Raw genomic sequence first — 25,255 nt, 5'->3', positions numbered from 1 at the left:
GGCCGGTGCGACCCCCCAACATCCCCCAATCGGTGGTGGGTTGTCAAAGCGGAGGTCGGGCCTTCGGTCCGCCGGGCAAGTGGCTTTCGCCAACCCGGGGGCAAGGGGCCTGGTGGAGCGCCGGGCGTGAGTCGGATACTGCGCTCACGCGCGGCCGGAAGCAGGCCCCTTGCCCCCGCGGGAGGGCGTCCTGTTACGTCGCACGTCGTAGGGCCCCCAGGGCCGAAGGGGCCTTCTCGTCATGGGGTGCGAGCTTGTGCCTCGCACACGTCCGCCTCCCGGCCGCCGGTGATCTCGACCAACCGGTCCACGGTCAGGGGGACGGCCGAGCGGTCGTTGCCGGCGGCGGGGTACACCCGCTCGAACCTTCGCAGGCTCCGGTCGATCAGGACCGGCACGTCCGGCGGCAGCAGGAACGGGCACACCCCCCCCGGGGCGTACCCCGTGAACCGAAGCACGTCCTCCGCCTGGGGCAGCCGCACCTTGCCGGTCCAGCCCAGGGCCTGCTTGAGCCTGGAGCCCTTGACCCGGGTGTCCCCCGAGGTCACCACCACGGCGGGCCGGCCGCCCACCAGGAACAGGATGGTCTTCGCGATCTCGGCCGGGGTGCATCCCACGGCCGCGGCCGCGGTCTCGGCGGTGGGGGTGGGAACGTCGAACTCCCACACCTCCACCCCGCGGGCGGCCAGGAACGCCTTCACGTCGTCGATCGTGGACATCGGGTTCTCCTGGGTCGCTGCGTCTCCCCGTGGCAGAGCCGGATCCGGCCGTTACTCTACCATGGGCGGGCCCTCGATTTCGGCCCCCTTTTTGGGGCATGATGTTCGGCCGAGCCCGATGTTCTCTCCTTGACAAACCGGTGAAATCTGCTTTGGTTCCGTGAGCCTTCGGCAAGGAAGAGAGTGGATGAGCATCCTGGTGGCGGAGAGAGATCCGTTCTGGCAGAGGCGGTGGCAGGCCTTGGACCTCCCGTGGCCCGTGGACGTGGTGGCGGACGGGGCCCTGGCCCTGGAGAAGGCGTTCCGGGAGCCCCCCGCGGCCCTGGTGTGCGAGGCGCTCCTGCCGGTGCTGGACGGGCTCGCCCTGATCCGGCGGATCCGGGCCCACCCGCTGACCCGGCACGTGCCCGCCGCCCTGGTGTCGAGCCTGCCGCTGGCCGACCGGGCCCGGGAGGCGGGGGCGGACTTTTTCTTGCAGAAACCCCTGGCCGACCGGGACCTGCGAAACCTGGCCCGGCGGCTCGTGACCCGCCCGGCGGGAGAGGGGAGGAACCCGTGACCCGCGTGCCCACCCACGTGCCCCACCTGGACGCGGTGATCCAGGGCGGATTTCCCACCGGATCGTTGGTGCTGGTGGCCGGCCGGGCGGGGACGGGAAAGACCCTGCTGGCCCTGCAGTGGCTGTTCGGAAATGCCACCGAGGAAGCCCCCGGCCTGTACTGCACGACCCTGTCCGAGCCCCAGGACCGGCTGTTGCGGAACCTGGAGGGATACCGGTTCTTCGACCCGGGTGCGGTGGGCGGGCGGGTGCGGTTCGCCGACCTGGGCCCGGTTCTGCTCGAACGCGGAGCCGAGGCCGCGGCCGACGAGCTGGAGCGGCTGCTCCGGGCCCACGAGCCGGCCTACCTGGTGGTGGACAGCTTCCGCGCCATCGGCGACCTGGCCCCCTCGATCCAGGCGTACCGGCCCTTGGTGTTCCGACTGGGGGCCCACCTGGCCACCCTGCCCGTGACCACCCTGCTGCTGGGCGAGTACGGGGACCGCGAGGTGATGGAGACGGTGGCCGCCAGCGTGGTGGACGGCATCGTATACCTGCGCAACGAGGTGGACCCCGACCGGAGCGGCCGCCGGAGCCTGCGGGTCGTCAAGCTGCGGGGCTCGGGGTTTCAGGAGGGGGAGCACCCCCTGTGGATCGACGCGTCCGGGGTCCGGGTGGCCCCCCGTTCCTCCACCCCCGCCCGTCCGGCCGCCTACGAGCCCCTGGACCGGCAGGTCTCCACGGGGGTCGAGGGGCTCGACCGGCTCACCGGCGGGGGGTTCCTGGAGGGGACCGCCACCCTGTTCGTGGGGGAACCCGGCGCGGGCAAGACCACCTTCTGCCTCCACGCGGTGGCCGCGGCGGCCCGGCGGGGCGAGCCCAGCCTGTTCGTCTCGTTCCAGGAGGACCCCAACCAGCTCGCCCGGACCGCCCGGCGGCTGGGGGTGCCCTCCGACGGGGTGGAGTTCTTCTACACCTCGCCCGTGGAGCTGGGCTCCGACCGCCACGTGCTCGACGTGGCCCGGCGGGCCGAGGCGTGCGGGGCCCGGCTGGTGGCCGTGGACAGCCTGACCGACCTGCGGGCCGGCGCGGGCGATCGGTACCTGGCCTTCGCCTACTCCCTGGTTCAGCACTTCAAGGACCGCCGGGTGAGCCTGGTGCTCACCCTGGAGTCCAGCGACCTGTTCGGCACCGTCCGGATCTCGGGGGTGGGCATCTCCCACGTGGCCGACAATGTGGTGTTCCTGCGCTACCTCGAGGAGGACGGGCGGCTGGGCATGGCCCTCACGGTGCTGAAGGCCCGGGGCATCGAGCACTCCCGGGACATCGTGCGCTACGCCGTGGACTCCCATGGGATCCGGGTGCTGGGCCGGCTCGAACCGGGCCGGCGGGCGTTCGAGGGGGGTGGAGGTGGCTGAGCGGGCTGCGGCCGCCATGGGTCGGGTGGTGCGGGCCCTGCGGTCGGCCCGCAGCCCGGTCGAGGCCTCCGAGGCGTTCGTGGCGTCGCTGGAGCCCCTGTGCGGTCAGCGGGTGTACGCGGTGTTCCTGGCCCGGCCGGCCGGTGAGACCCTGGAGCCGGCGGTGTGGTGGGGCGCGGGGGCCCGGCCCGATCCCCTTCCCATGGGGCTGGACCCCCTGCCGTTTCTACGCCGCGCCGCAGGGCTCGGGCCGGACGACCCGCTGCGGATGTTCCCCCTGTATCTCGACGCCCCCGGCCGCCTGCTGGGGTTTTTCGCGTGCGGGGGCACCCCCTGCCCCCACTGCTTCGGACCCGAGCCGCTGTGCGACTCCCTGGCCGACGTGCTGACCCTGCACCTGCATCGGGCCGAGGAGCTGGCCGCGGCACTGGAGCGGGAGGCCCGGGCCGTGGACCTCCAGCGGGCCCTGGTGGAGAGCCTGCCCATGGCCGTGGCCCTGTGCGACGACCGGCGGCGGCTGCTCACGGCCAACCGGATGTTTCGCGAGGCCTGCGGCGGTCCGGCCGAGGCCGGCACCCCGGTGACCCGGCTGCTCCCCGAGGGGGCCTTGGAGGACGTGGACCTCGGAGCGTTGCTGGACGAGGCCCTTTCCGGCCGTCCCACCTTCCGGCCCCGGGTGCGCCTCGTCTCTCCCCGCGGCGGCCCCCGGGTGGTCAGCCTGTGGATCACGCCCCTGCGCGACGGGTGCCTGACCCCGGGGGCCCTGCTGGCCCTGTACGACGTGACCCGGGAGGCGCGCACCGAGGACGCCCTGTCCCGGGCCCAGCGCATGGAGAGCCTGGGCCGGCTCGCCTCCGGCCTCGCCCACGAGTTCAAGAACCTCTTGATGACCATCCAGGGGAACGCCGAGCTGCTCCACGTGCACGGCGGTCTGGAGACCCCGGGCCGGGAACGGATCGACCGGATCCTGTCGGCGTGCGCCCAGGCCTCGGAGCTGGCGTACCGGGTGCTCGCCTTCGGCCGGGGGTCCCGGCCGCGGACGGAGCCCCTGCGCCTCGGCGAGCTGGCGATCCGGGTGGCGGAGCTGGCCCGGCCGGCCCTGCCCAAGGGCGTGGAGTTCCGGCTTCCCCAGGACCCCGGACCGGTGGTCGAGGCGGATCCGTCGGGCATGGAGCAGGTGCTCCTGAACCTGCTCCTCAACGCCGGCGAGGCCGCAGGCGGGGCGGGAACCGTGGTGGTGCGGGTGGGCTCGGAGCCGGGTCGGGCGTGGTTCGAGGTGGAGGACGACGGCCCGGGCATGCCGCGGCAGGTGGCCGAGCAGGCGTTCGAACCGTTCTTCACCACCAAGGAGGAGGGGGCCGGCACGGGGCTGGGCCTGGCCGTGGCCTACGGCATCGTGCGCGACCACGGCGGCGAGATCGAGCTCGACACCGCCCCGGGGCGGGGCTGCCGGTTCCGGGTGTGGCTCCCGCTGGGTCAGCCCCCGGGCGGGGTCAGAACGCCTCGTTCACCGTAACGATGGGGGCGGCCCCGAAGCGGGAGACGCCCACGTCCAGCCGGAGGTTCATGCGGTTCTCGGGGTCCAGGGCGAACCGCAGGCCCGCACCCCCGGACACCAGGATCCCCCCCAAGCCGAAGCCCCGGAGGCTGGGGGCCACCTCTCCCGCCCCGGCAAAGAGCACGCCCGCGAACCGGGCCCCCAGGGGGACCCGGTACTCCACCTGGGCCGTGAGCAGGTTTCGGTCCCGGAGCCGGCCCTCGTACAGCCCCCGCATGTTCACGGGCCCGCCCATCTCGGCCAACCGGAAGAACGGGGGCCGGCCCCGGGTGAACGCCCCGGTGACCTGGGCGGCCAGCACGTGGCCCCGCCACGGCGACACGAACCCCCGCAGGTCCACGGTGATGCGGGTGAACGGAAACTCCCCCAGGGGCCGGCCCGCGTACCGTACCACCCGCACCGTGTGGTACGCCCCCGACGTCGGCCAGAACTCCTGATCCCGGGAGTCCCACTCCACCACCCCCCCGGCCCCCGCCACGTCCCCCCCGCGGCTGCCCCGGAACGCCTCCCGGTCGAGGAACCCCCCGGGCTCCACCTCGGAGATCGTGGTGAACGACAGGTCCACCGCCGGTCCGGCCCGCAGCGGTCCCCACAGCCGCCGGAGGAACGCCGCCTCGAACGAGACCGTGCGGCGGGTGAAGTCCTCCTCGTCGTCGTCGGACACGCCGCTGCCCACCCCCCAGAACGTGCTGGGCCACTCGTTGAACGCCGCCGAGAACCGAAGGAGATACCGGCCGTCCCGTAGGTACAGCGAGGGGCTGAGGGCCAGGTTGTACTGGGACCGGAGGGTGTAGAAGGCCACCCCGATGACGCTGCTGGGCCGGGCGTCCGCCCCGTCGCCGGGCCGCCGGAACGCCCGCACCAGCATGCCGCCGAAGGCGAGGCTCGTCTCCTGGGTGTAGAAGGCGATCGGCAGCACCGAGACCTTCCGGGGGGAAGGCGGGGATCCGGGGTCCTGGGCCTGCGCCCGGGCCGTGCCGGCCGCCGCCAGCGCGAGCAGCACCGCGGTCCACAACGGAGCGAGGACCGGCCCCCACCGCCGTCGTTCCGGCGGCCCCCCTGTGCTCGTGGACCCGGGGGTCAACGGGCCTCGCCCAGCCTTTGCAGGGCCTCGATCAGCCGGGGGGCCGGGTCGTCCACCAGGGGGACCCGTTCGGGGTGCCACTCGGGCTTCCGGGCCGTGGTGGCCAGCGCCTCGTCCACCCGCGAGGCCACCAGCCCGCCCAGCTCCGCCTCGGCCCGGTGCCGCTGGAACGCGGCCCCCTCCAGGCTGGTGGCGTACAGCGGCGGCAGCCGGTTCAGGGCGTAGGCCATGATGTCGTGGAGGTTGGTCCGTACGGCCCGGAGCACCGCGGGGTCCTCGCACCGGCGCTCCACCTCGGCCCACACCAGCTCCTCCATGATGTTGCGGTAGCGGCTGGCGGCCGGGATCCGCACCTCTCCGGTTTCGAGCGCCTCGCGGAGCCGGTTCAGCATCCGGGTCTCCTCCGACCCCGGTCGCCCCCCTTCCAGGTGTCGGAGGATCGCCATGGCCTGGTCGGGCGGGCACACGCCGCTCTCCAGAACGGCCTCCACGGTTCGCTTCAGGTCCATGGCCCAACTCCTTGCACTTGCAGGGGAATGGATTCCGGATCGGCCGGCCGCGGCAGGCCCTTGAACGCCCGGGTCGGCGTGCTTCGAAAAAAATCCTCAAGCCCGGCCGGGGGGCTGCCGATCCATGGGCTGAAGGCGAGATGGGCGGGGCGGCCCGGGCCGGGACACGGAGGTGCCGGCGAGCCCCGTCCGGGCGGGAAGGACACGGAGGTCCGTCCCTCCCTTTTTCCTCACCGCCCTGGCCTCGCGATGTCGACCGTGACACAATGGCGGCCCCGAAAGGGTCGCCTTTTTCACGTTCGGGAGGAACCCCCATGGAGCGCGCCCGGCGCCGCAGCGAGCTCCTTCGCCTGTTCCACGAGCGGGCGCCCATCGCCAAGACCTTCGGGATGCGCCTGGCGTTCGACGACCGGGACCGGGCCGTCGTCACGCTACCATATCACCCGGGCCTCGACCACGGGCTGGGGGGGATCCACGGCGGGGTGTACGCCACGCTGCTCGACTCGGCGGGGTGGTTCGCCTGCGCCGTGGCCCGGACCGAGCGGTGCTGGATCGCCACGTCCGAGATGTCGGTCCACTTCCTCCGGCCGGCGAGGCGCGTGGGCCTGCGGGCGGTGGGCGAGGTGCTCAAGGCCGGCCGGCGCCAGGACGTGGCGCAGATGCACCTGTGGGACGATGCCGGGGAGCTGGTGGGCCACGCCACGGGCACGTTCCTCGTGCTGCCCCACATCCCCCGGGACGAATCCGAAGGAGGACGAACATGAGCGAGCTGCGCAGCCTGGTGCTCCGGAACCGCAGCTACCGGCGGTTCGACGAGACGCACCGGATCGGGCGGGACACCCTGGTGGAGCTGGTGGACCTGGCCCGGCACACCGCCTCGGCCGCGAACCGCCAGCCCCTGCGCTATATCCTGTCGTGCGACCCCGACACCAACGCCAGGATCTTCCCCTGCCTGGCCTGGGCCGGCTACCTCAGGGACTGGCCCGGGCCGGAGCCGGGCGAGCGGCCCACGGCCTACATCGTGATCACCGTGGACACCCGGATCGCCAAGGACTGGTGGTGCGACGACGGCATCGCCGCCCAGACCATGCTGCTGGGGGCCGTGGAGCGGGGGCTCGGGGGATGCATGATCGGCGCCATCCAGAAGGACCGGCTGCGCGAGGCCCTGTCGATCCCCGAGCACCTCTTCATCCGGCTGGTGCTGGCGCTGGGCAAGCCGGCCGAGACCGTGGTGATCGAGGACCTGGAACCCGGCGGCGACGTTCGGTACTGGCGGGACGAGCGCGGCATGCACCACGTGCCCAAGCGGCGGCTCGAGGAGTTGATCGTGGCCGGTTGACCCCCCACGGCCGGCTTGGTAGAAGGGCCCTCCGCGTTCGCGGGGGGCTTTTTTCGTTCTTCTTGCAGAGGAGGGATCCGATGGGGAAGCGGGTCGTTGCGCTGGTCGTCGCCGGGGTGGTGGGAACGGCGGGCGTCGCCTGGGGCGTGCGGGACGAGGTGGTGCTGCCCAGGGCCCGCCGCGGCGTGGTGGTTCTGCCCCACCGCAAGCACGTGGAGCAGTGGGGGGTCCGGTGCGAGCAGTGTCACCACAACATCGTGATGATCCGCCAGGGGCAGACCGACTGCAAGGGCTGCCACATGAACACCGTGCACGAGGGGCTGTGCCACGACTGCCACCTGTCCAACCGCGAGGACGGGTACGCCAAGAAGTACACGGCGCTGAAGAAGAAGCTGGGGGTGCAGAAGATCCCCACGCTGTTCAAGGCGTTCCACGGCCTGTGCCGAAGCTGCCACGCCGAGGTGAACAAGAAGGAGGGCCGGAAGGCGCCCTACGAGTGCGGGGGGTGCCACAAGGGGTAGGGGTCACTCCCGGGGGGATGCCGGGGGGCGGGAGAACGCCTTGATCGTCCAGGCCAAAAGGTAGTGGAGCCCCGAGCCGGCCGTGGTGATCCCGGCGGCCACGAAGCCCCATCCGAGCACCCGCCCCAAGGGGATCCCGGCGCCCTCCAGGATGGCCCCGATCACCACCACGATCTGGAGGAAGGTGTTCACCTTGCTCAGGGCGGTGGGCCGGATCTCCAGCCGGCCCGTGACCGCCTGGTACACCACCGCACCCCCCAGGATCAGGGCGTCCCGTCCCACCACCAGCCCGGCCAGCCACGCCGGGACCCGGCCTTGCCCCGCCAGAACCACCACGCTGCCCACCACCAGGACCTTGTCCGCGATCGGGTCGAGCACCGCGCCCAGCCGGGTCACCTGGTTCCACCGGCGGGCCAGGTACCCGTCGAGGGCGTCCGTGATCCCGGCCACCCCGCACAGCACCAGCGCCGTGCCGAACCGTTCCTCGGCCATGAGCCACAGGAGGAACGGCACCAGGGCGATGCGGCTGGCGGTGAGGACGTTGGGCAGGTGACGGATCATGGGCCCTCGCGTGCGTTGACAGGGGGCGGGGTCGCGGTACCCTCGGGTCGTCCCATCCCTCCGGGCCCCGCGGGCCCGTCTGCACCCCCCAGGAGGCTCCGATGAAGGTGCGCATCGACTACGATCTGTGCATGGGCGACGGCAACTGCCACCGGGTGTGCCCGGCGGTGTTCGACTACGACGACCGGAACCTCCGGGGCGTGGTCAAGATGGACGTGGTTCCGCCGGAGCACGAGGAGGCCGTACGCCGGGCCGCGGACGAGTGCGCGCCGGGGGCGATCGCGGTGGAGGAGTAGCCCCCTTTACGTCCGGTACGGGGTGGGGTCCGGCACGCCGGCCTCCCGAAACCCTTTCTTCCGCAGCAGGCAGCTGTCGCAGCCGCCGCAGGCCCGGCCCTCGGGGTCCGGGTCGTAGCAGGAGTGGGTGAGCCCGTAGTCCACCCCCAGGGCGGCCCCCTTCCGGATGATCTCGGCCTTGGTCAGCCGCAGCAACGGGGCGTGGATGCGGAACCGGTGGCCCTCGGCCCCGGCCTTGGTGCCCAGGTTGGCCACCCGCTCGAACGCCTCGAGGAACTCGGGCCGGCAGTCGGGGTAGCCCGAGTAGTCCAGGGCGTTGGCCCCGATGAACAGGTCGAAGGCGCCCAGGACCTCGGCCCAGGCGAGCCCGAACGAGAGGAAGATGGTGTTGCGGGCGGGCACGTAGGTCACCGGGATGCCGCCCCGGCCGATCTCGGCCTCGTCGGCCGGCCGGGGCACCTCGATGTCGTCGGTCAGGGCCGAGCCGCCGAACGCCCGCAGATCGAGCCGGATCACCTTGTGCTCGGCCGCGCCGAGGGCCCGGGCCACCCGCCGGGCGGCCTCGAGCTCCACGTCGTGGCGCTGCCCGTAGGCGAAGCTCAGGCAGTGGCACTCGTACCCCTCGGCCCGGGCCACGGCTAGGCAGGTGGCCGAGTCGAGCCCCCCGCTCAGGAGCACCACGGCCTTGGGTCGGTCGGGGGCGCTCATCGTCCCCACCGACTGCGGATCCGGTCCACGGCCGCCTCCACGTTGGCCCGGTCCCCGAAGGCCGACAGCCGGAAGTACCCCTCCCCGCTCGGGCCGAACCCGCTCCCCGGGGTGCCCACCACGTGGCACTCCTCCAGCAGCCGGTCGAAGAAGTCCCAGCTGGACATCCCGCCGGGGGTCTTGAGCCAGATGTAGGGGGCGTTGACCCCGCCGTAGCAGGTGATGCCGGCCGCGGCGAGCCCCTCCCGGATGATCCGGGCGTTCTCCATGTAGTAGGCGATCTCCCGGCGCACCTGCTCCCAGCCCTCGTCCGAGTACACCGCGGCCGCGGCCCGCTGAACCGGGTAGCTGACCCCGTTGAACTTGGTGGACTGGCGCCGGTTCCACAGCTTGTTCAGACTGACTCGCTCGCCGGAGGGGGTGCGGGCCGTCAGCGCCTCGGGCACCACGGTCAGGGCGCAGCGCACCCCGGTGAACCCGGCGGTCTTGGAGAAGCTGCGGAACTCGATGGCGCACCGCTCGGCCCCGGGCACCTCGTAGATGGAGTGGGGGATGCCCGGCTCGGTGATGAACGCCTCGTAGGCCGCGTCGAACAGGATCACCGCGTCGTGCTCCAGGGCGTACTCCACCCACCGGGCCAGCTGGTCCCGGGTCGCCACCGTGCCCGTGGGGTTGTTGGGGTAGCACAGGTAGATCAGGTCCACCGGCTCGTCCGGCAGTTCCGGGATGAACCCGTTCTCCGCGGTGCACGGCAGGTACACGATGCCCTGGTAGTAGCCCCGCTCGTCGGCCGGGCCGGTGCGGCCCGCCATCACGTTGGTGTCGTTGTACACGGGGTACACCGGGTCGCAGATGGCCACCCGGTTGTCCAGGCCGAAGATGTCGAGGATGTTGGAGGTGTCGCACTTGGACCCGTCGGAGACGAAGATCTCCGAGGGCCTCAGGTCCACGCCGAGGGGGGCATAGGCCCTCTCCCGGATCGCCTCGATCAGGAAGTCGTACCCCTGCTCCGGCCCGTACCCCCGGAAGGTCTCGGCCCGGGCCATCTCGTCCACGGCCCGGTGGAACGCCTCGACCACCGCGGGGACCAGGGGGCGGGTCACGTCGCCGATGCCCAGCCGGATGATCCGCGCCTCGGGGTGGGCCTGGGCGAAGGTGTTGACCCGGCGGGCGATCTCGGGGAACAGGTAGCCTGCCTTCAGCTTCAGGTAGTGCTCGTTCGCTAGGGCCACTGCGCGATATCCTTTCTCTTATAGAAGTTCCAACAGGCCCCTGTGGGGGCCGTCCAAAGACTAGAAACTAGAGACTAGAAACTAGAGAAATTCCAGTGGCCTCGGGCCGTTTGGCTGGCTCTCCAGCAAACCCCATTCCCCCGAGTTTTGGCGCGATTCGAGAGCCGCCCAGCGGGCCGAAGGCCCCAGACCAATCGTCCTGTGTGGGTAACAGACGCGGGGGCCACCCGTCAAGAAGGGGACGAGGTGGACGCCCCTTTGCCCCTGCGGGGTCGGGCAACGAAGAAAAGTAACGTTCAGTGATCCGGGGGCGTTGGCGGCGGGGCATGGGGTTCAGGGACCAAATTTCAGCGGGCAGAAGACAGGAACTCCCACAAAGCAGTTTGGGTTCCCGGCGGGATCCTCTCGGGGCACCGAAGAGTCTTCTCCCTGTCCGCCGGCTTCTGAATTCTGACCCCTGATCCCCATGCCCCCCGGCTCCGATGTCGGGGCGAGCTTTCGACCGACGACCAACGACTGACGACCAACGACCGAAGTTAGTGGGAAGGGACGACATGGAACACGCCCCGACGCGGGTTCTCCTGGTGCGGCACGGCCGGGTCCACAACCCCGGCCGGATCCTGTACGGCCGGCTGCCCCGGTTCGGGCTGAGCCCCGAGGGCCGCCGCCAGGCCCGGCAGGTGGGGGAGGGGCTGGCGGACGCACCGCTGGCCGCCGTGTACGCGAGCCCCCTGCTGCGGGCCCGGCAGACCGCGGCCGAGATCCTGCGGTTCCACCCGAACCTGCGCCTGAGGATCTCGCGGCTGCTCCACGAGGTGCGCACCCCGTTCGAGGGCCGCCCCCTGGCCGAGGCCCGGGCCGCGGGCGAGGACTTCTACACGGGCGCCGGCCCCGGGTTCGAGCAGCCCCCCGAGGTGGCCGGGCGGATGCTGCGGTTCCTCGGCCGGGCGGCCCGCACGCACCCGGGCGGCGTGGTGGTGGCGGTGACCCACGGCGACCCCCTGGCGTTCCTGGTGCTGCGCCTGGCCGGGGCCGACCCGGACCCGAGGCGGAAGGCCGCCCTGCACCGGTACGGCGTCACGGACGGCTACCCCCAGCCCGGCTCGGTACTCGCCGTGGACGCCTGGCCGGACGGTTCGGCCCGGGTGGTCGGGTACGGGCCGGCGGGCGGCTACGGCAGGGCCACGGCCCGGTGGAACGCCTCCGCCAGCTCGTAGGGGGTGCCCCGGGCCGCCTCCCGGGCCCGGGCCCGCAGCCAGGCGGCCGGGTCCTCGAACGGAAGCCCGGCCAGCTGGCTCTGGTGGCAGCCCAGGGCCTCCACCTTGCGCGCGAACACCCCGGTCACGTCCACCCGGTGGTTGGGGTCCTCGCTGGCCCAGCACCACACCTCGGCCACCTTGTGGGGGAACAGGCCCTCCTCCAGGAGCTCGGGAAAGGCCAAGGGGTCCCGGGCGTAGGGGAACACCGCGTCCATCACCACCTGGCCCACCACCCGGTGATCCCGGTGCCACAGGTACCGCCGGTACGGGTCCGAGGTGACCACGATCCTCGGCCGGAAGGCCCGGATCCACCGGACCATCTCGCGGCGGAACTCCGGCGTGTCCTCGAGCCCCTGGTCGGGCTCGCGCAGGAACACCACCTGGTTCACCCCCAGCAGCCGGGCGGCGGCCGTCTGCTCGGCCTCCCTCACCCGGGCCAGGGCCCTCGGGTCGGCGTCCGGATCGGCCGAGCCCTTCTCCCCGCTGGTGACCACTACGTAGGCCACGCCTCGGCCCTCGTCGGTCCACCGGGCCACGGTGCCCCCGGCGCCGAACTCGGCGTCGTCGGGGTGGGGCGCCACCACCAGCAGGTCCACGGGGCTCACGTCGAGCGGTCGAAGGGAAGGGGGCATGGGATCCTCCGAATCACGAGAAGGCGGCCAGGGGCGCCGGCCGCACCAGGTCGTGGTACACGGCCGCCAGGTCCCCGGTGACCCGGTCCCAGGAGAACCGGGCCACGCTTTCCCGGATCCGGTCGGGGAGCCGGGGCAGGGCCAGGGCCGACCGGAGGGCCTGGGCCAGGGCGTCGGGGTCGGCCGCGTCGGCCAGGCAGCCGTTCTCGCCGGGGCGGATCGCCTCCTCGGCCACCCCCACCCGGGTGGAGGCCACGGGCGTGCCCGTGGCCAGAGCCTCCAGGATCACGAGGCCGAAGCTCTCGTACCGGCTCGGCACGACCACGGCGTCGGCCGCCGAGTAGAGGGCGGGGAGCCGGTCGTGGCCCTGGGAGCCCAGGTACCGGACCCGTCCCCCCACCCCCGCCTCCCGGGCCCAGACTTCCACCCGAGCGGCGTCGGCCGGGCCCTCGCCCCCCACCACCCACAGGTGGGTGTCCGGCCCCAACCGGGCCAACGCGGCCAGAAGGATGTCGAGACCCTTGACCGGGGTGATCCGGCCCACGTACAGAAGCAGGGGCCCACGGTGCGGCCTCGACGCCGGGGCCACGGGCCGGAACCTCGCCGGGTCCACGCCGCAGGGAACCACCTGCACCGGCGCGCCCGGGCAGCACCGCTCCAGCTCCCCCGCCTCCCGCAGGCTGGGCACGATCACCCGGTCGGCCGTCCGGCCCAGCCGGGTTTCCTCTTCCTGGCGGACCCGGGGCTCGTCCTCGCCGCAGCCGAGCCGGTTCTTGACCGCGGCCAGGGTGTGGAACGTGATCGCGTGGGGAGCGCCCCACCGGGCCGCCAGCCGCTCGCCGGCCAGGGCCGAGAGCCAGTAGTGGCTGTGGACCAGGTCGTAGGCGAGCCCTTCGCGGCTCCGGAACCTCTCCACCGCGGCTGCCACCTCCGGCACCCGGGCCCGGAGGGCCAGCTTGCCGGCCCGGGCGGGGACCCCGGGCTCGAGCTCCACCAGCCGCACCCCCGGGGCCAGCACCCGGACCCCAGCCCCCCGGGATCCCGGGGGCGAGGTGAACACGTCCACCCGGTGACCCGCCCGGGCCAGGTGCCGGGCGGTCTCCCGCACCACCACGCTCATGCCCCCGGTGTCCCGCGCCCCCAGCGAGCCCAGGGGGCTGGAGTGGAGGCACAGTAGGGCGATGCACAGCGACGGCCGCATCAGCGATCCCCCCCGCCCGAGGGGCTCAACCGGGCCCGGAACCCCAGGAGGGGCACGGCGCGGCCGCCGAGCCGGAACTTGTAGGGCTCGTCCCCCCGTAGGAAGGTGTAGCGTGCCATGCCCCGCTCGATGGCGTCGCGCACCGACAGGACCTTTGCCACGAGTCCGACGCTGCGGTCGGCCCAGGCGGGGTCGAACCCGTTGTTGTAAAGATGCGCTGTGTCCGCCCACGAGAACCCGAAGGTGGCGGCCACCGGCCGGTCCCCCACCTCGAGGATGCCCAGGTCGAGCACCCCGTCTGCGGCCAAGGCGGCCGCGAGCCGGTGGAAGAACGAGAGCCTTTCGGGGGTCAGAAAGGCCCGCTTCCGGGGCCGGCTGTCCCGGAACAGGCGCAGGAACACCGGAAGGTCGGCGGCCGGGTCCTGGGACCGGCGCCAGACCACCGGGCCGGCCTCCTCCAGGCGGCGCAGTTTCCGGCGCACCTCGTGCCGATCGTGCTTGGAGAGGCGCTCCAGGTAGCCGTCCCACGAGGCCGGCAGGTCCATCTCGACGGTGACCGCCACCCCGGGGAGGTCCACGGGCAGCCCCGCGGCCCTCCAGCCCCGGACCAGGAGCGCGTCGGGCCGCACCGCCTCGGCGTCGAGTCGGCGAACGCCCCTGTGCGCCAGAAACCGGGCGAGGGCCCGGCATACCTCGGCCTGCCGGCCCGGCCGGGCGGCCAGGTCCAGGTGGTCGCACACGTCCGGGCTGCCGGCCACCTGGGCCGTGTCCCCCGCGATCACCAGCGGGACCGCGCCGATCGGGGCTCCGGCCTCCTCGGTCACGAGCCACCGGACCTCCCGGTCGGAGCCCAGGGTCTCGGCCCAGGCCGAGACCCACGGGGGCGCGGTGAAGGCCGCGGGCCACTCGAGCCCCCACGTCCTCCACTCGGCCCGCACCGACGGCGGGTCCAGCTCCCGAACCCGCACCGGCCCTCGGGCTTGGCGTGCCTCGGCCGTGCCCGTCATTCCCACCGCCACCGGGGCCCCTCCGGGGTGTCCTCCACCGTGACGCCGGTCCGGCCCAGGGCCTCGCGCAGGGCGTCGGCCTCGGCCCACCGCCCCTCGCGGCGGAACCGTTCCCGAACCCGGACCAGGTCCTCCACCAGGGGGGCGAGGCACGCCTCCCGGCTGGCCGGCCTCGTCGCCAGCTCCGCGCCCAGGGAGACCATGGCCTCCCGGAGCACCTCCCGGGCCTCGACCCGGTCGGACTCGTCCGAGGCCTCCATCACCCACCGGTCCAGGTCCAGCACGGCCTGCACCGCGCCCCGGGCGTCCCCGTCGGCCAGGGCCCGGTGAAAGGCCTCCTCCAGGCTGCGGACCCGATCCCAGAAACCGGGCTGCCCGGCCGCGGGCCCGGGCTCCGGCGGGGCGGCGTCGATGGGGACCGCCTCGCCGGGAGCCGCACCGGGACCCAGGGCTTCCAACGGAAACGCGCGGCCGCTGGGGAACCGACTCTCCCGCCCGTCCCGGCGCAGGGTCGCGGCCCCCAGCCCCCGCACCTCGGCCCGACCGGCGCCGAAGTCCAGGATCACCGCGGTGTGCTCGTCGATCCCCAGGATCCCTTGCGCAGGCGGCAGTTGGGCCTCGAGCGCCCGGAACCGGGGCTCGCCCATGTAGCAGAACCGGGTGTCGTGGGTGCCGCCCTCGGCGTTGTTCCAGTGGGGCACCACCACCAGATCGAGGCCGAGGCGGCCCAACAGGTCGAGGCCATCGACCCAGGCGGGTTCCTCGCCTACCTTGTAGATCTCGTACACGGGCAGGGTGTACCGACCCACGGTGAGCGCCGCCGCGCTGGCGGCCGCCAGACAGCCCCCTGACCGGACCCGCTCCACCAGGATGTCCGGGACCGGCGTGCCCTTCCAGTGGCGCAGGGCATAGGTGGGGCTGCCAGGGCCCACCAGCACGTAGTCGGCCGCCCGCAGCGTCCGAAACGCCTCCGCCACCTCGAGGGGGGGCAGGCCCTTCCGCCGGAACGACGCCACCCCCAGGGGGTGGCCGACCCGCTCCCGGAAGTAGGCTTGGGCCTTCTCCGCGATCTGGTCCGCGTTCAGCTGGAACCCGGCAGGGGTGTCGAGGAACACGGCCCTGGGCCGGTCACCCAGCCGGCGAAGCAGCGCCTTGTGCACCTCCACCATGGTGGCGGTGAGCTCGCCGGAGCCCATCAGGGCCACCACGCCTCGGGGAGGGCGTGCGTCCTCGGTTTGCGACGAATCCATGCGTCGATCGTCTCCCGACCGTTGGGGCGATGCAGGGGAAGGCCACAACTTATACCAGAAACGTGCGTGTTACCAAGATGGCGCAAGCGTGCCACGAGGGGGGCTTCCCAGTAACTTCGGTCCACGCTCTTCGGTCTACGGTCTCCTGGCCCCCCCAGGGCAAGTGGCTCTCGCCAACCCGGCGGCGGGGGGCCTATTGGAGCGCCGGGCGTGGCTCCTATGGTCGCTGCATCCGGCACTCAGCCACCGCGTGCCCGGTCGGCTTCGCTTCCGGGCAGTCTCGCAATAAGATCCGCTGAAACGCCTCGTCCCCCGGGCTGAGTGACGGATGCAGCGTAAGTCGGATGCTGCACTCACGCACGGCCGGAAACAGGCCCCCCGCCGCCGCGGGAAGGCGTCCGGTTACGCCGCGGGTTGTAGGGCCCCCCAGGGGCCTGACGATGCTTCCATGTAACTTCCGTTAGGACGCTGGGAGGCTGGGGCGTCATGGGGTTTGAAAGCTTATCTGATTTCCGAGTGTTACAGGCATGCCCCCGAGCTCTGGAACGGTTCGGGAGCCGCCTGGCCGCCTAGCTGCCTAGCGGGCCGAAGGCCCCGACCGACGACCAACGACCGACGTCAGGACCGATCCGGGCTTTTCCCCGCACGGGTGGCCTGCACCAGGCCCAGGAGCACCAGGGCCATGCCGGCCAGGGCGCCGAGGGGTAAGTTCTCGCCGAACACCAGGTAGCCCAGCCCCAGGGCGAACACCGACCCGAGGTACGTGAGATGGCTCACCCGGGATGCCGGCTCCAGGTGGTAGGCACGGGTCATCTGCACCTGGGCGGCCTGGGTCAGCAGCCCCACGGCCACCAGCCACACCCACTGCATCCCTCGGGGCCACACCCAGTGGGTCAGTGTGTAGGGGCCCACCAGCGGAAGGGTGACCAGGGGGAAGTAAAAGATCACCACCAGGGGGTCCTCCAGGCCGGCCAGCCTCCGCACCAGGTTGTAGGCCACCCCGGCGAGCACCGAGGCCGTGAGCCCCAGCCCGAGCACGCCCAGCCCGACCCGCGGGTCGAACCCCTTCATCAGGGCCACCCCGGCGAAACAGAGCAGAAACCATCCCCACTGCCGCCGGCTGGCCGGTTCGCGTAGCCACAGGCCCGATAGGGCCACGGTGAACAGGGGCGACAGGTACTGCACCGTGACCGCCGTGGCCAGGGGCATGCGCTGGAGGGTGTAGAAGTACAGCAGCAGGGCCCCGGTCCCGGCCGCGCCCCGGGTCAGCAGGAGCCCCCGGTGGGAGCCCCAGGGGCTTCGGCCGACCCGGCGGAGCATCCACCCACACGCCACCAGGGACACCCAGGCCCGGAAGAACACCACCTCGTGGGCCGGGATCGGCCGGAGATGCTTGACCAGCATCCCCATCAGGGTAAACAGGAACGTGGCCAGCACCATTTTCCGCTGGCCGGGGGAGAGGGTCATCAAAAGGCTAGCCGGCGAGTAGGGGTGGAAGTGGAAAAGGGAGGCAAGTGTAGAGGGGGGAGCGGGTCCGTGCAATGGAAGGAGGCGCACCACGTGCTGCGGGAGGCGAGCATCGCGGATCTCAAACGGCTGGGGATCCCACGGGACCGGCGGGTGCTGGTGAACCGGGGCCGGGGCAACGACGAGCTCGCGCCGTCTTCCGAGCTGCTCCGGGAGTTCCTGGAGAGGAAGAAGGCCCTGGAGAAGCGGCTCGGCCGGGGTTCGGAAGCGGCGCACAACCGGGCCTTCGTGCAGTGCGACTACGAGGCGAGGTTCCGGCGTCAGATCGAGAATGACCGGGCTGCGTTGGAGCGCCTGGCAGAGCTCGCGGCCCGGTCTGGAACCGAGGACGTATACCTCGTGTGCTACGAGGGCCCGGCAAAGGCGTGCCACCGCCGCATCCTGCTGCGGATCGCCCAAGAGCGGTTCGGGGCCGAGGTGGAGATCACCGGGGTGGAGCCCCCAGTCGGGCTTGTGCGTCGGCAGCGGTGACCCCGGCGATCCGGACCGTCTTGCGGCGGCCGGTCTCGCCCCGCACCACCTCCACCGCCGACCGGGGCACGCCGAGTTGCTTGGCCAGGAACCGTACGAGCTCGGCGTTGGCCTTGCCCTCCACCGGCGGCGCCGCCACCCGGATCTTGATCGCGTCGCCCTGTTGGCCCGCCACCGCCGTCTTGCTGGACCGGGGCTGGACCCACAGGTCGATCTCCACCCCGCCGGGGACCTCACGCATCGGCACCGGAATCGTCCTCGGACCCTTCTTCGCAGTTCGTGATGAGCTCGGGGGCCTGGGGCGGCCGGTCCTTGCGCTCCTTCACCCATGCCAGCAGGGTGTGGGCCAGACCCTCGGCCTCGGCGAGCCACAGGGTCCAGCGCTGGCGCAGGGTCTCGATCTCGCGCCGTACCCGCAGGAGCTCCTCGTTGGCCTCGGCCAGGATCCGGTCGGCCCGCTGCCGGGCCTGGGCCTCGACGAGCTCTGCCTCCTGGCGGGCCTTCGTCAGGATCCCCTCCTGCAGGGTCCGGGCGGCGGCCAGCGCCTCCTCCAGGGTGCGGCGGGCCTTCTTCTCCTCCTCGAGCTCCAGCGCCAGCCGGTCCCGCTCCTCCCGAAGGTGCTCCAACTCGTCCGCGATCCGCTGGAGGAAGGCGTCCACCTCCACCGGGTCGAACCCCCGGAAGGTGGTCCGGAACGTCTGTTCCATCACGTCGGCCGGGGTCAGGCGCATGGGGACACCTCGTCAGCGCAGGCGCAGGGCCAGATCGGCCAGCGTGCCCACCAGGAAGAGCCGCAGGAAGTAGATGGCCAGGATCACGATCAGGGGGGAGAAGTCCATGCCCCCGAACACCACCGGCAGCCTCCGGCGCACCCAGTAGAGCACGGGGTCCGTGGCCCGGTGGAGGAACCGCACGATCGGGTTGTAGGGGTCCGGGTTCACCCAGGACAGCAGGGCCCGGATCAGGACCACCCAGAAGTAGAGGTTGAGCACCAGGTCCAGCACCCGGGCGAGCCCCAGGAGAAAGTTGCCCAGCACGAACATGTGTCGCCTCCGTGAGTAGCGTCGAGCCCCGGCCTCAGGAGCCTAGTGTTCCGTTTCGCAAAAAAAGTATGCGGATTGCGGCGGTGGGGCTGGGGGCTCCGACGAAACGCGACGGCCCCTGCGAGGCCGTTCAGCGAAGCAGGGGCCCCCAGCCCCACCCCCTGGGAAAACCATGAAATTTCGGAAACACGACACTAGCCTAGCTCCCGGCAACGCTCCGTGGCCGCGGCCACCGCCTCGATCAGGGCGGAGCGAAGCCCCCGGGCCTCGAGCTCCCGCAGCCCCGCGGCGGTCGTGCCCCCGGGGGAGGTGACCCGGTCCCGCAGCTCCGCCGGGTGCTCCGGGCTCTCCAGGGCCAGCCTGGCGGCCCCCAGCACGGTCTGCACGGCCAGGTGGCGCGCCAGCGGCCGGGGAAGCCCCATCAGCACGCCGCCGTCGGCCAGGGCCTCGATCACCGCGAACACGTACGCCGGCCCGCTGCCGCTCAGGCCGGTCACGGTGTCGAGGAGCTCCTCCTTGTCCACCGCATGCACGGTGCCGACCGCTCCCAGGAGCGTCTCCACCCACCGGCGGTGCTCCGACGTGACGAACCGGTTTGCACAGTATACGCTGGCGCCGCACCCGACCAGGGCCGGGGTGTTCGGCATGACCCGGACCACCGGGGTCCCCTCCGGCAGATCTCGCTCCAGGCGGGCCAGGGTGACGCCGGCGCACACGCTCACCACCAGGGGAGAGCCGCCGGCCGATCGGATCCCTTCCAGGGCCGGGGCCAGGTCCTGGGGTTTCACCGCCAGCACCACGATCCCCGCGCCGTCGCACGCCCGGGCCGGGTCCGCCTCGACCCGGATCTCGTATCGCTGGGACACCTCGTTCGCGCGGGCCTCGACCCTCTCGGCTCCCACCAGGTGCTCCGGCGGGACGGCCCCGGCGTTCAGGAGCCCCCTGACCAGGGCCTCGCCCATGTTGCCGACCCCGACCACTGCGATGCGTGGCAGTGCTGACATGGCTACGTCCTTTTCGGTTTTGATTCGGGCCGTCGGCCCGCTAGAAGGCTGAAAGGCTCTTCCCAGTAACTTCCGCTAGGACGCTAGAAAGCTAGGAGGCTAGAATGCTTGGAAACCTACCTGATTTCCAATCGTTGGTATCACCTCACGGTCGGGGGGCATGGGGTCTGTTGGAGAGCCGCGTGCGGCTCCTTAGCTCGCCGCGCAGCGCCTCCAACGCTCGCACCGCGAAACCGTTCGTCCCCGGCCGCACGGCCATGAAACCATTGTTGCTGCCCCGTGCCTGCGCGGCGAATCTCATGCCCGGCTTCGCGCGCGGCCGGAAACAGACCCCATGCCCCGCCGCCGAAACTCTGGGGCGGGGGTGCAAGAAGTTCCTGTTTCGCTAACGGGCCGCTTCGTCGCCTACCGGAACTTCCCAGGAACTTCGGCCCGCTGGGCTCACCCCCGCTCCCCGAAGATCGCCGTTCCCACGCGCACCATGGTGGCGCCCTCCTCGATGGCCACCGGGAAGTCGTGGCTCATCCCCATGCTCAGGTGCTCCAGCCGCACCCCCGGGGGCGCCCCGGCCTGGAGGCGGTCCCGCAGCTCGCGCAGGGCCCGGAAGTACGGCCGCACCTCCTCGGGGTCGGGCCGGTAGGGGGGGATCGTCATGAGCCCCCGGATCCTCAGGTGGGGCCAGTGGCCCGCCCGGCCGAGCAGAGCCTGGGCCCCTTCGGCGTCGGTGCCCGACTTGGTGGCCTCGCCGCCCACGTTCACCTGGATCAGCACGTCCACCGTGCGGTTGCGGGCCGCGGCCGCCTTCTCGAGCGCGTCCCCCAGGGACGGGCGATCCAGCGAGTGGATCCAGTCGAACGTCTCCACCGCCCGACGGGCCTTGTTGGACTGGAGGTGGCCGATCATGTGCCATCGGGCGTCCGGGGGCAAGCGGTCCACCTTGGACAGGGCCTCCTGGACGTAGTTCTCCCCGAAGTCCCGGGCCCCGGCCCGGTACGCCGCCTCGATCCGCTCCGGGCCCATCCTCTTGGACACGGCCACCAGCACGATCCCGTGGGGGTCGCGGCCGGCTGCCTCGGCCGCCCGCCGCACCCGCTCCAGGACGGCCCGGTACCGCTCGGCGATCTCGGTTGTGTGGTCCATCTCCATCACCTTTTCGGGCCTTCGGTCCGCTGGGCGGCTGGGCGGCCCGGCGGCTCCCGGGCCTCGACACCAAAGCCTCGGGGGCGTGGGGCCTGCCGGAGCGCCCGCCCAACGGTCCGAAGCCCTTGCTTTTTCTAGTCTCTAGTCTCTAGACGGCCCCGCAGGGGCCCGAGGGGCCTCCCAGGGGAGGAGGCCCGTCCCTCCGAGCATCTCCAGGGTCTCCGCCAGGGGCAGCCCCACCACGTTCGTGTACGAGCCCTCGATCCGTTCCACGAACCCTGCCGCGCTGCCCTGGATCGCGTAGGCCCCGGCCTTGTCGTAGGGCTCCGGCAGGGCCGTGTACCACGCGATCTGCTCCTCGTCCAAGGGCCGGAACCACACGCGGGTGGTGCAGGTCCGAGCGGCCCCGGCTCCCCCGGGGCCCAGCAGGGCCACGGCCGTGATCACCCGGTGGCTCCGGCCCGAGAGCGCCCGGAGCATGGCGGCGGCCTCTTCCCGGTCCGCCGGCTTTCCGAGCACCCGCCGGTCGAGAACCACCGCCGTGTCGGCCGCGAGGATCCAGTCGGCCGGGAACTCGTCCCGGGCCGCCCGGGCCTTGCGCAGGGCCACCTTCCGGAGGCCCTCCTCCAGGGGAGTGTCGGGGGGCAGGGTCTCGTCCACCCCCGTGGGAAACACGGCCGCGTCGATCCCCGCCGCGGCCAGGAGCTCGCGGCGGCGGGGCGAGGCGGAAGCGAGAACGAGTCGGGGCATCCGGCTCCTCTCCGTAGCGGGCAACGCTAGACGATGGGTGAAAAAACTGTCAAGCGCTGGAGCGGGGCTATACCGAGTTGCGTTCAAACCGAGAGTTCTCGTCGGGGCGGAGAAAGGGACCTGCCTCCGGCCGTGCGCGAAGCCGGGCACTAAGGCTCGCCGCGCAGGCACGAAACCGAAGAGCTGGTCTCATGGCAACTCGGTGGAATCCGAATCATTTCGGGGTCCGAGCGTCAGAGGCGCTGCGCGGCGAGCTGAGGAGCCGCACCCGGCTCTCCGGCAGGTCCCTCGGCCCAGGGGTCCAGTGGATTTGAGCGCAACGTGGTACTACAGGTACCGCTCGATCGTCTCCAGCACCTCCAGCCGGTCCACCAGATCGTGGATGAAGTCCAGACGGTCCGCGTCGATCACCAGGACCGGCGAGAGGTCGTAGCGTCGGATCCAGGACCGGTACAGGCGGTTGAGGTCCCGGAGGTAGGCCGGGTCCACGGCCTGCTCGTAGTCCCGACCCCGGCGACGGATGCGTCGCCGGATCGTGGACATGCTCGACTTCAGGTAGATCAGCAGGTCCGGCGGGTTGAGGCTGGCGCGGATGGTCTCGTACAGCAGGCGGTAGGCCCGGTAGTCCCGGCCGGTCAGGTGGCCCCGTCGGTGGAGGTTCTCGGCGAAGATCTCGGCGTCCTCGTAGATGGTGCGGTCCTGGATCACGGTCTGGGGGCAGGCGTCCAGCTCCTGGTGTACCCGGAACTTGAGGGTGAGGAAGTACACCTGGGAGTGGAACGCCCACCGGTCCATGTCCCGGTAGAAGTCGGCCAGGTAGGGGTTCTCGGCGTTGCGCTCGTAGAACGGACGGATCTCTGGGTACCGGCGGCACAGGAACTCCACCAGGCTGGACTTGCCGCTGCCCATGTTGCCCGCCACCGCGATGTACTTGACCATGGGGATGTCCGCTGGGGTGAGGGTGGCGCAGCAAAAAAGCCGGCCCCCGGGGGCCGGCCTGTGCGCGCCGGGCGCCGGGAAGGGTCAGTCCTGGGGGATCCTCGCCTCGAGGGCCTGCTCGATCTTCCGCTTGAGCTCCGTCAGGTCGGACGACTTCACCACGTAGTAGTCGGCGGCCACGCTCTTGATGTCCCCCTTGTACGAGCCGTAGGCGGAGCACAGGATCACCGGCAGGTCGTAGAACCGGTTGCGGATCTCCTGGAGCACGTCCAGGCCGCTGACGTCCACCATCTTGATGTCCAGGATCACCACGTCCGGGCGGAACGACTCCACGTGCTCCACGATGTTCCGCCCGCTCTCCAGGGCGTACACCTCGTGCCCCTCGTCCTCCAGCTCCAACGTGTAGAGGGTGCGGATGTGTTCCTCGTCGTCCACGATCAGGATCCGGGCCACGTCCTCCTCCTTTCCGACGGATGCGGGTCAGGCGCCCCAGCGCTCGACCAGGTACGGCTTGGCGTCCTCGAACACCAGGCACTGGTCCTCCACGTACTCCTCGGCCTGCCGGAGCGCCATCCCCTCGGTGGACCGCACGAACGAAAGGGTGCGGCCGAAGTACAGGGGCGCCAGGGAGTCCAGCAGCTCCTCCCGCGGCAGCACCCGGTCGCGGTGGGCCACCGCCATGTCGTAGAGCACGTGGGCCCACAGGGGGATCGGGAACTCGAAGTGGGCGGGCTCGAGCTGCCGCACCTCGGCGAGCTTGGCGTAGGTGGCCGGCGCGAGGGCCTCCTTCCACGCGGCGTCGTAGCGATCGGCTCCGTCCCGGAACTTCTCGTACAGGGCGTCCACGTTCACGTTGACCGGCGGCGGCTGCTCCGTCTCGCCCAGCCCGAAGCCGAAGATCGCCGTGGGGCGGCTGCGGCGAACCTCGCGCCAGAACGGGGCGAACGGCTCCATCAGGTGGAAGATGGTCCCCACCACCTGGCGAAACATGGGCCCCAGGCTCGCCGCCGGATCCTTGGGCCGGTGGATCTTGGGCCGGCCCAGGAACGCTTGGGTGATGGGTTTGCGGAAGTACATGGCCAGGGTGGTCATCCAGATATCGATGCCGAACTGGGCCACGTCGTCGTTCCAGGTCTCGTGCTCCAGGTAGAATCGGGCCAGCTCCCCCGAGAACCCGAAGTCGCCGCCGATGGGTTGGCGCACCCGCCGACCGTAGAGGCACCGGGTGAGAGGGTAGGCGATGTTGTTCGTGATGGTGCCGTCGTACTTGTGGCGCAGGTACAGGGGCGCCACGAACCCGAAGTCGTCCAGGAGCGGATCGCCCAGGGCCTTGATCCACCTGGGGGTGATGCTCTTGAGGTCTGCGTCCACCACCACCACGGCCTGGGCGCCCAGCTCCGTCACCAACCGGAACAGGTTCCGGAAGTTGTTGCCCTTGCCCTTTACCCCCGGCGGGGTGGACACGTAGATCCGCGGCACCTCGCAGGGGGCGTTGAAGAACGCGTCCTTGGTGTTGTCGGTGCTCGCGTTGTCGCAGTTGACGATCACCGTGCGGTAGCCCTTGAAGTACTCCTGCAGGCCCAAGGACGCTTGCTGGGTGGGAAACGCGATCGCATCGGCCTCGTTGTAGCTGGGGATGCCGACCACGATGTCGGCTTCGGAAACGTTCTCGGGGTTTTCCAGGATCCAGTCGGCCATCGTGTCCGTCCCTACGCTCCGGATGACAGGTGATACACCAAGTTATCGAACTCCGTGGTCAGGTCAACCTTTTTCACCTTCACGTGCTCCGGCACGCTGATCTGGACCGGCGCGAAGTTCAGGATCCCCTTGATGCCGGCCCGCACCGCCGCATCGGCGGCATCCTGTGCCGCCTCGGCCGGGGTGGTGACGATCGCGATCTCGATGTGCTTCTCGCGGGCCACCCGGGGCAGCTCGTCCAGATGCTCGATGGGCACCCCGGTGGGCAGGAACGTGCCCACCTTTTTCGGGTCCACGTCGAAGGCGGCCACGAACACGTACCCGTGCTCGGTGAAGCTTCGGTAGCTCGCCAGCGCCCGGCCCAGGTTGCCCACGCCGATCAGCGCGATGTTGCGCTTCTGGTTCAGGCCCAGCACCTTTCGGATGTCGAAGTGGAGCTCCTTCACGTAGTAGCCCACCCCCCTCACCCCGAACTCCCCGAAATAGGTCAGGTCCTTGCGGATCTGGGCCGCGTTGACCCCACATATATCGGCCAGCTCGGCGCTGGAGATTACCTCGACCCCCTTCCGTTCCAGATCCTTGAGCACCCGCATGTAGATCGAGAGCCGCTTGATGGTGGCTTCGGGAACCTTGGGGCTTTGCATGGATCCCGCTCCTTCCCCGCTGGGGGCGGCCCGGATGATCCGTGAGCTCTTCTGCCGAGGCCCCGATTCCAGGGGGTCCGGAGCCTGCTCGCACCTCGGCATCGTCCCGACCGGAAAGCACCATCGCCGGCTTCGCGACGAACGCTCGTGAATCATCCAGGCTCGAAGATCGTCGGTCGCTTGTGAAGCGTAATAACAAACAAACGC

General features: G+C 71.4%; 30 protein-coding genes. 9 read left to right on the top strand and 21 right to left on the bottom strand.

Annotated features, from left to right (window positions below):
- Window positions 1–239: 239 nt before the first annotated feature.
- Complete coding sequence (locus DEFCA_RS0112200; RefSeq protein ID WP_025323302.1) at window positions 240–719, bottom strand: YbaK/EbsC family protein; 480 nt, start codon at window positions 717–719, stop codon at window positions 240–242.
- 187 nt (window positions 720–906) lie between these two features.
- Here DEFCA_RS0112200 and DEFCA_RS0112195 point away from each other — a divergent pair, with 187 nt between their 5' ends.
- From DEFCA_RS0112195 to DEFCA_RS20775, 3 genes are read left to right on the top strand one after another with little or no spacing between them, the layout of a single operon-like run.
- Window positions 907–1,278, top strand: coding sequence for a response regulator (locus DEFCA_RS0112195; protein ID WP_051463248.1), 372 nt, complete (start codon window positions 907–909; stop codon window positions 1,276–1,278).
- Complete coding sequence (locus DEFCA_RS0112190) at window positions 1,275–2,675, top strand: ATPase domain-containing protein (RefSeq protein WP_025323300.1); 1,401 nt, start codon at window positions 1,275–1,277, stop codon at window positions 2,673–2,675. The genes DEFCA_RS0112195 and DEFCA_RS0112190 overlap by 4 nt, the downstream gene beginning before the upstream one ends.
- The gene (locus tag DEFCA_RS20775) at window positions 2,668–4,191 is read left to right on the top strand and encodes a two-component system sensor histidine kinase NtrB (protein WP_169709570.1); all 1,524 of its coding nucleotides are present in this window, start codon (window positions 2,668–2,670) and stop codon (window positions 4,189–4,191) included. The genes DEFCA_RS0112190 and DEFCA_RS20775 overlap by 8 nt, the downstream gene beginning before the upstream one ends.
- Here the strand turns inward: DEFCA_RS20775 and DEFCA_RS20770 are convergent.
- The gene (locus DEFCA_RS20770) at window positions 4,169–5,317 is read right to left on the bottom strand and encodes a BamA/TamA family outer membrane protein (protein ID WP_169709569.1); all 1,149 of its coding nucleotides are present in this window, start codon (window positions 5,315–5,317) and stop codon (window positions 4,169–4,171) included. The two genes, DEFCA_RS20775 and DEFCA_RS20770, sit on opposite strands and share 23 nt — an antisense overlap.
- Complete coding sequence (locus DEFCA_RS0112175) at window positions 5,314–5,826, bottom strand: late competence development ComFB family protein (protein ID WP_025323297.1); 513 nt, start codon at window positions 5,824–5,826, stop codon at window positions 5,314–5,316. The genes DEFCA_RS20770 and DEFCA_RS0112175 overlap by 4 nt, the downstream gene beginning before the upstream one ends.
- Window positions 5,827–6,140: 314 nt before the next feature.
- Between DEFCA_RS0112175 and DEFCA_RS0112170 the strand changes: the two genes are divergently transcribed.
- The 3 genes from DEFCA_RS0112170 to DEFCA_RS0112160 all read left to right on the top strand — a co-directional run bounded on the left by DEFCA_RS0112170 (window position 6,141) and on the right by DEFCA_RS0112160 (window position 7,686).
- Window positions 6,141–6,590 carry a PaaI family thioesterase gene (locus tag DEFCA_RS0112170; protein WP_025323296.1) on the top strand — a complete coding sequence of 150 codons (450 nt, stop codon included), beginning with the start codon at window positions 6,141–6,143 and terminating at the stop codon, window positions 6,588–6,590.
- Window positions 6,587–7,165: a nitroreductase family protein gene (locus tag DEFCA_RS0112165; RefSeq protein ID WP_025323295.1), complete on the top strand. Its 579-nt coding sequence runs from the start codon at window positions 6,587–6,589 to the stop codon at window positions 7,163–7,165. Before DEFCA_RS0112170 ends, DEFCA_RS0112165 begins: the two co-directional genes overlap by 4 nt.
- An 80-nt stretch (window positions 7,166–7,245) precedes the next feature.
- Entirely contained in the window at window positions 7,246–7,686 is a 441-nt protein-coding gene (locus tag DEFCA_RS0112160) for a cytochrome c3 family protein (RefSeq protein WP_025323294.1), read from the top strand.
- 3 nt (window positions 7,687–7,689) lie between these two features.
- On the opposite strand, the gene DEFCA_RS24255 is transcribed toward DEFCA_RS0112160, so the two are convergent.
- The gene (locus DEFCA_RS24255) at window positions 7,690–8,247 is read right to left on the bottom strand and encodes a CDP-alcohol phosphatidyltransferase family protein (protein WP_025323293.1); all 558 of its coding nucleotides are present in this window, start codon (window positions 8,245–8,247) and stop codon (window positions 7,690–7,692) included.
- 101 nt (window positions 8,248–8,348) lie between these two features.
- On the opposite strand from DEFCA_RS24255, the gene DEFCA_RS0112150 reads away from it, so the two are divergent.
- Entirely contained in the window at window positions 8,349–8,543 is a 195-nt protein-coding gene (locus DEFCA_RS0112150) for a ferredoxin (RefSeq protein ID WP_025323292.1), read from the top strand.
- A 6-nt stretch (window positions 8,544–8,549) separates the two neighbouring features.
- Here DEFCA_RS0112150 and queC read toward each other — a convergent pair whose 3' ends face one another.
- Complete coding sequence (queC, locus tag DEFCA_RS0112145) at window positions 8,550–9,251, bottom strand: 7-cyano-7-deazaguanine synthase QueC (RefSeq protein WP_025323291.1); 702 nt, start codon at window positions 9,249–9,251, stop codon at window positions 8,550–8,552.
- Window positions 9,248–10,483 (bottom strand): LL-diaminopimelate aminotransferase, encoded by a 1,236-nt coding sequence (locus tag DEFCA_RS0112140; protein ID WP_025323290.1) that lies wholly within the window; start codon window positions 10,481–10,483, stop codon window positions 9,248–9,250. Before DEFCA_RS0112140 ends, queC begins: the two co-directional genes overlap by 4 nt.
- Before the next feature lie 554 nt (window positions 10,484–11,037).
- On the opposite strand from DEFCA_RS0112140, the gene DEFCA_RS20765 reads away from it, so the two are divergent.
- Entirely contained in the window at window positions 11,038–11,700 is a 663-nt protein-coding gene (locus tag DEFCA_RS20765; protein WP_025323289.1) for a histidine phosphatase family protein, read from the top strand.
- On the opposite strand, the gene DEFCA_RS0112130 is transcribed toward DEFCA_RS20765, so the two are convergent.
- From DEFCA_RS0112130 to DEFCA_RS0112110, 5 genes are all read right to left on the bottom strand, one after another.
- Window positions 11,655–12,374, bottom strand: coding sequence for a PIG-L deacetylase family protein (locus DEFCA_RS0112130; protein WP_029734005.1), 720 nt, complete (start codon window positions 12,372–12,374; stop codon window positions 11,655–11,657). The two genes, DEFCA_RS20765 and DEFCA_RS0112130, sit on opposite strands and share 46 nt — an antisense overlap.
- Window positions 12,375–12,387: 13 nt before the next feature.
- A complete protein-coding gene (locus tag DEFCA_RS0112125; protein ID WP_051463246.1) occupies window positions 12,388–13,575 on the bottom strand; it encodes a glycosyltransferase in 1,188 nt (395 codons plus the stop codon).
- Window positions 13,575–14,594 carry a GNAT family N-acetyltransferase gene (locus tag DEFCA_RS24250; RefSeq protein WP_025323286.1) on the bottom strand — a complete coding sequence of 340 codons (1,020 nt, stop codon included), beginning with the start codon at window positions 14,592–14,594 and terminating at the stop codon, window positions 13,575–13,577. Before DEFCA_RS24250 ends, DEFCA_RS0112125 begins: the two co-directional genes overlap by 1 nt.
- Window positions 14,579–15,832 carry a CysS/YqeB C-terminal domain-containing protein gene (locus DEFCA_RS20760; RefSeq protein WP_025323285.1) on the bottom strand — a complete coding sequence of 418 codons (1,254 nt, stop codon included), beginning with the start codon at window positions 15,830–15,832 and terminating at the stop codon, window positions 14,579–14,581. Before DEFCA_RS20760 ends, DEFCA_RS24250 begins: the two co-directional genes overlap by 16 nt.
- A 618-nt stretch (window positions 15,833–16,450) precedes the next feature.
- Window positions 16,451–17,299 carry a DMT family transporter gene (locus DEFCA_RS0112110; RefSeq protein ID WP_029734003.1) on the bottom strand — a complete coding sequence of 283 codons (849 nt, stop codon included), beginning with the start codon at window positions 17,297–17,299 and terminating at the stop codon, window positions 16,451–16,453.
- A 69-nt stretch (window positions 17,300–17,368) separates the two neighbouring features.
- Here DEFCA_RS0112110 and DEFCA_RS0112105 point away from each other — a divergent pair, with 69 nt between their 5' ends.
- On the top strand, window positions 17,369–17,830 hold the full coding sequence (locus DEFCA_RS0112105) for a DUF488 family protein, N3 subclade (RefSeq protein ID WP_169709568.1): 462 nt from the start codon (window positions 17,369–17,371) through the stop codon (window positions 17,828–17,830).
- Here the strand turns inward: DEFCA_RS0112105 and DEFCA_RS0112100 are convergent.
- The 10 genes from DEFCA_RS0112100 to DEFCA_RS0112055 all read right to left on the bottom strand — a co-directional run bounded on the left by DEFCA_RS0112100 (window position 17,784) and on the right by DEFCA_RS0112055 (window position 25,048).
- Entirely contained in the window at window positions 17,784–18,071 is a 288-nt protein-coding gene (locus DEFCA_RS0112100; protein WP_029734002.1) for a DUF167 domain-containing protein, read from the bottom strand. The genes DEFCA_RS0112105 and DEFCA_RS0112100 overlap by 47 nt on opposite strands.
- Window positions 18,064–18,561 carry a DivIVA domain-containing protein gene (locus DEFCA_RS0112095; RefSeq protein WP_025323281.1) on the bottom strand — a complete coding sequence of 166 codons (498 nt, stop codon included), beginning with the start codon at window positions 18,559–18,561 and terminating at the stop codon, window positions 18,064–18,066. Before DEFCA_RS0112095 ends, DEFCA_RS0112100 begins: the two co-directional genes overlap by 8 nt.
- Before the next feature lie 12 nt (window positions 18,562–18,573).
- Entirely contained in the window at window positions 18,574–18,873 is a 300-nt protein-coding gene (locus DEFCA_RS0112090) for a YggT family protein (RefSeq protein ID WP_025323280.1), read from the bottom strand.
- A 194-nt stretch (window positions 18,874–19,067) separates the two neighbouring features.
- Complete coding sequence (gene proC / locus DEFCA_RS0112085; RefSeq protein ID WP_025323279.1) at window positions 19,068–19,877, bottom strand: pyrroline-5-carboxylate reductase; 810 nt, start codon at window positions 19,875–19,877, stop codon at window positions 19,068–19,070.
- 441 nt (window positions 19,878–20,318) lie between these two features.
- On the bottom strand, window positions 20,319–21,017 hold the full coding sequence (locus tag DEFCA_RS0112080; protein ID WP_029734000.1) for a YggS family pyridoxal phosphate-dependent enzyme: 699 nt from the start codon (window positions 21,015–21,017) through the stop codon (window positions 20,319–20,321).
- Window positions 21,018–21,158: 141 nt separating this feature from the next.
- Window positions 21,159–21,767: a Maf family protein gene (locus tag DEFCA_RS0112075; protein WP_025323277.1), complete on the bottom strand. Its 609-nt coding sequence runs from the start codon at window positions 21,765–21,767 to the stop codon at window positions 21,159–21,161.
- 327 nt (window positions 21,768–22,094) lie between these two features.
- A complete protein-coding gene (locus DEFCA_RS0112070) occupies window positions 22,095–22,706 on the bottom strand; it encodes a deoxynucleoside kinase (protein ID WP_025323276.1) in 612 nt (203 codons plus the stop codon).
- Between the two features lie 84 nt (window positions 22,707–22,790).
- Window positions 22,791–23,159: a response regulator gene (locus tag DEFCA_RS0112065; RefSeq protein ID WP_025323275.1), complete on the bottom strand. Its 369-nt coding sequence runs from the start codon at window positions 23,157–23,159 to the stop codon at window positions 22,791–22,793.
- Between the two features lie 27 nt (window positions 23,160–23,186).
- Complete coding sequence (locus DEFCA_RS0112060) at window positions 23,187–24,404, bottom strand: glycosyltransferase family protein (RefSeq protein WP_025323274.1); 1,218 nt, start codon at window positions 24,402–24,404, stop codon at window positions 23,187–23,189.
- A gap of 11 nt (window positions 24,405–24,415) precedes the next feature.
- The gene (locus tag DEFCA_RS0112055; protein WP_025323273.1) at window positions 24,416–25,048 is read right to left on the bottom strand and encodes a redox-sensing transcriptional repressor Rex; all 633 of its coding nucleotides are present in this window, start codon (window positions 25,046–25,048) and stop codon (window positions 24,416–24,418) included.
- Window positions 25,049–25,255 lie beyond the last annotated feature (207 nt).

The organism is Deferrisoma camini S3R1, from assembly GCF_000526155.1.
Classification (GTDB): Bacteria; Desulfobacterota; Deferrisomatia; order Deferrisomatales; family Deferrisomataceae; genus Deferrisoma; species Deferrisoma camini.
This window is presented reverse-complemented; position numbering and strand designations above follow the sequence as displayed.

Coding starts and splice junctions, on each gene's coding strand:
- DEFCA_RS0112200 (WP_025323302.1), bottom strand. CDS start 719: ATGTCCACGATCGACGACGTGAAGGCGTTCCTGGCCGCCCGCGGGGTG.
- DEFCA_RS0112195 (WP_051463248.1), top strand. CDS start 907: ATGAGCATCCTGGTGGCGGAGAGAGATCCGTTCTGGCAGAGGCGGTGG.
- DEFCA_RS0112175 (WP_025323297.1), bottom strand. CDS start 5,826: ATGGACCTGAAGCGAACCGTGGAGGCCGTTCTGGAGAGCGGCGTGTGC.
- DEFCA_RS0112170 (WP_025323296.1), top strand. CDS start 6,141: ATGGAGCGCGCCCGGCGCCGCAGCGAGCTCCTTCGCCTGTTCCACGAG.
- DEFCA_RS0112165 (WP_025323295.1), top strand. CDS start 6,587: ATGAGCGAGCTGCGCAGCCTGGTGCTCCGGAACCGCAGCTACCGGCGG.
- DEFCA_RS0112160 (WP_025323294.1), top strand. CDS start 7,246: ATGGGGAAGCGGGTCGTTGCGCTGGTCGTCGCCGGGGTGGTGGGAACG.
- DEFCA_RS24255 (WP_025323293.1), bottom strand. CDS start 8,247: ATGATCCGTCACCTGCCCAACGTCCTCACCGCCAGCCGCATCGCCCTG.
- DEFCA_RS0112150 (WP_025323292.1), top strand. CDS start 8,349: ATGAAGGTGCGCATCGACTACGATCTGTGCATGGGCGACGGCAACTGC.
- queC (WP_025323291.1), bottom strand. CDS start 9,251: ATGAGCGCCCCCGACCGACCCAAGGCCGTGGTGCTCCTGAGCGGGGGG.
- DEFCA_RS20765 (WP_025323289.1), top strand. CDS start 11,038: ATGGAACACGCCCCGACGCGGGTTCTCCTGGTGCGGCACGGCCGGGTC.
- DEFCA_RS0112130 (WP_029734005.1), bottom strand. CDS start 12,374: ATGCCCCCTTCCCTTCGACCGCTCGACGTGAGCCCCGTGGACCTGCTG.
- DEFCA_RS0112125 (WP_051463246.1), bottom strand. CDS start 13,575: ATGCGGCCGTCGCTGTGCATCGCCCTACTGTGCCTCCACTCCAGCCCC.
- DEFCA_RS20760 (WP_025323285.1), bottom strand. CDS start 15,832: ATGGATTCGTCGCAAACCGAGGACGCACGCCCTCCCCGAGGCGTGGTG.
- DEFCA_RS0112110 (WP_029734003.1), bottom strand. CDS start 17,299: ATGACCCTCTCCCCCGGCCAGCGGAAAATGGTGCTGGCCACGTTCCTG.
- DEFCA_RS0112100 (WP_029734002.1), bottom strand. CDS start 18,071: ATGCGTGAGGTCCCCGGCGGGGTGGAGATCGACCTGTGGGTCCAGCCC.
- DEFCA_RS0112095 (WP_025323281.1), bottom strand. CDS start 18,561: ATGCGCCTGACCCCGGCCGACGTGATGGAACAGACGTTCCGGACCACC.
- DEFCA_RS0112090 (WP_025323280.1), bottom strand. CDS start 18,873: ATGTTCGTGCTGGGCAACTTTCTCCTGGGGCTCGCCCGGGTGCTGGAC.
- proC (WP_025323279.1), bottom strand. CDS start 19,877: ATGTCAGCACTGCCACGCATCGCAGTGGTCGGGGTCGGCAACATGGGC.
- DEFCA_RS0112080 (WP_029734000.1), bottom strand. CDS start 21,017: ATGGACCACACAACCGAGATCGCCGAGCGGTACCGGGCCGTCCTGGAG.
- DEFCA_RS0112075 (WP_025323277.1), bottom strand. CDS start 21,767: ATGCCCCGACTCGTTCTCGCTTCCGCCTCGCCCCGCCGCCGCGAGCTC.
- DEFCA_RS0112070 (WP_025323276.1), bottom strand. CDS start 22,706: ATGGTCAAGTACATCGCGGTGGCGGGCAACATGGGCAGCGGCAAGTCC.
- DEFCA_RS0112060 (WP_025323274.1), bottom strand. CDS start 24,404: ATGGCCGACTGGATCCTGGAAAACCCCGAGAACGTTTCCGAAGCCGAC.
- DEFCA_RS0112055 (WP_025323273.1), bottom strand. CDS start 25,048: ATGCAAAGCCCCAAGGTTCCCGAAGCCACCATCAAGCGGCTCTCGATC.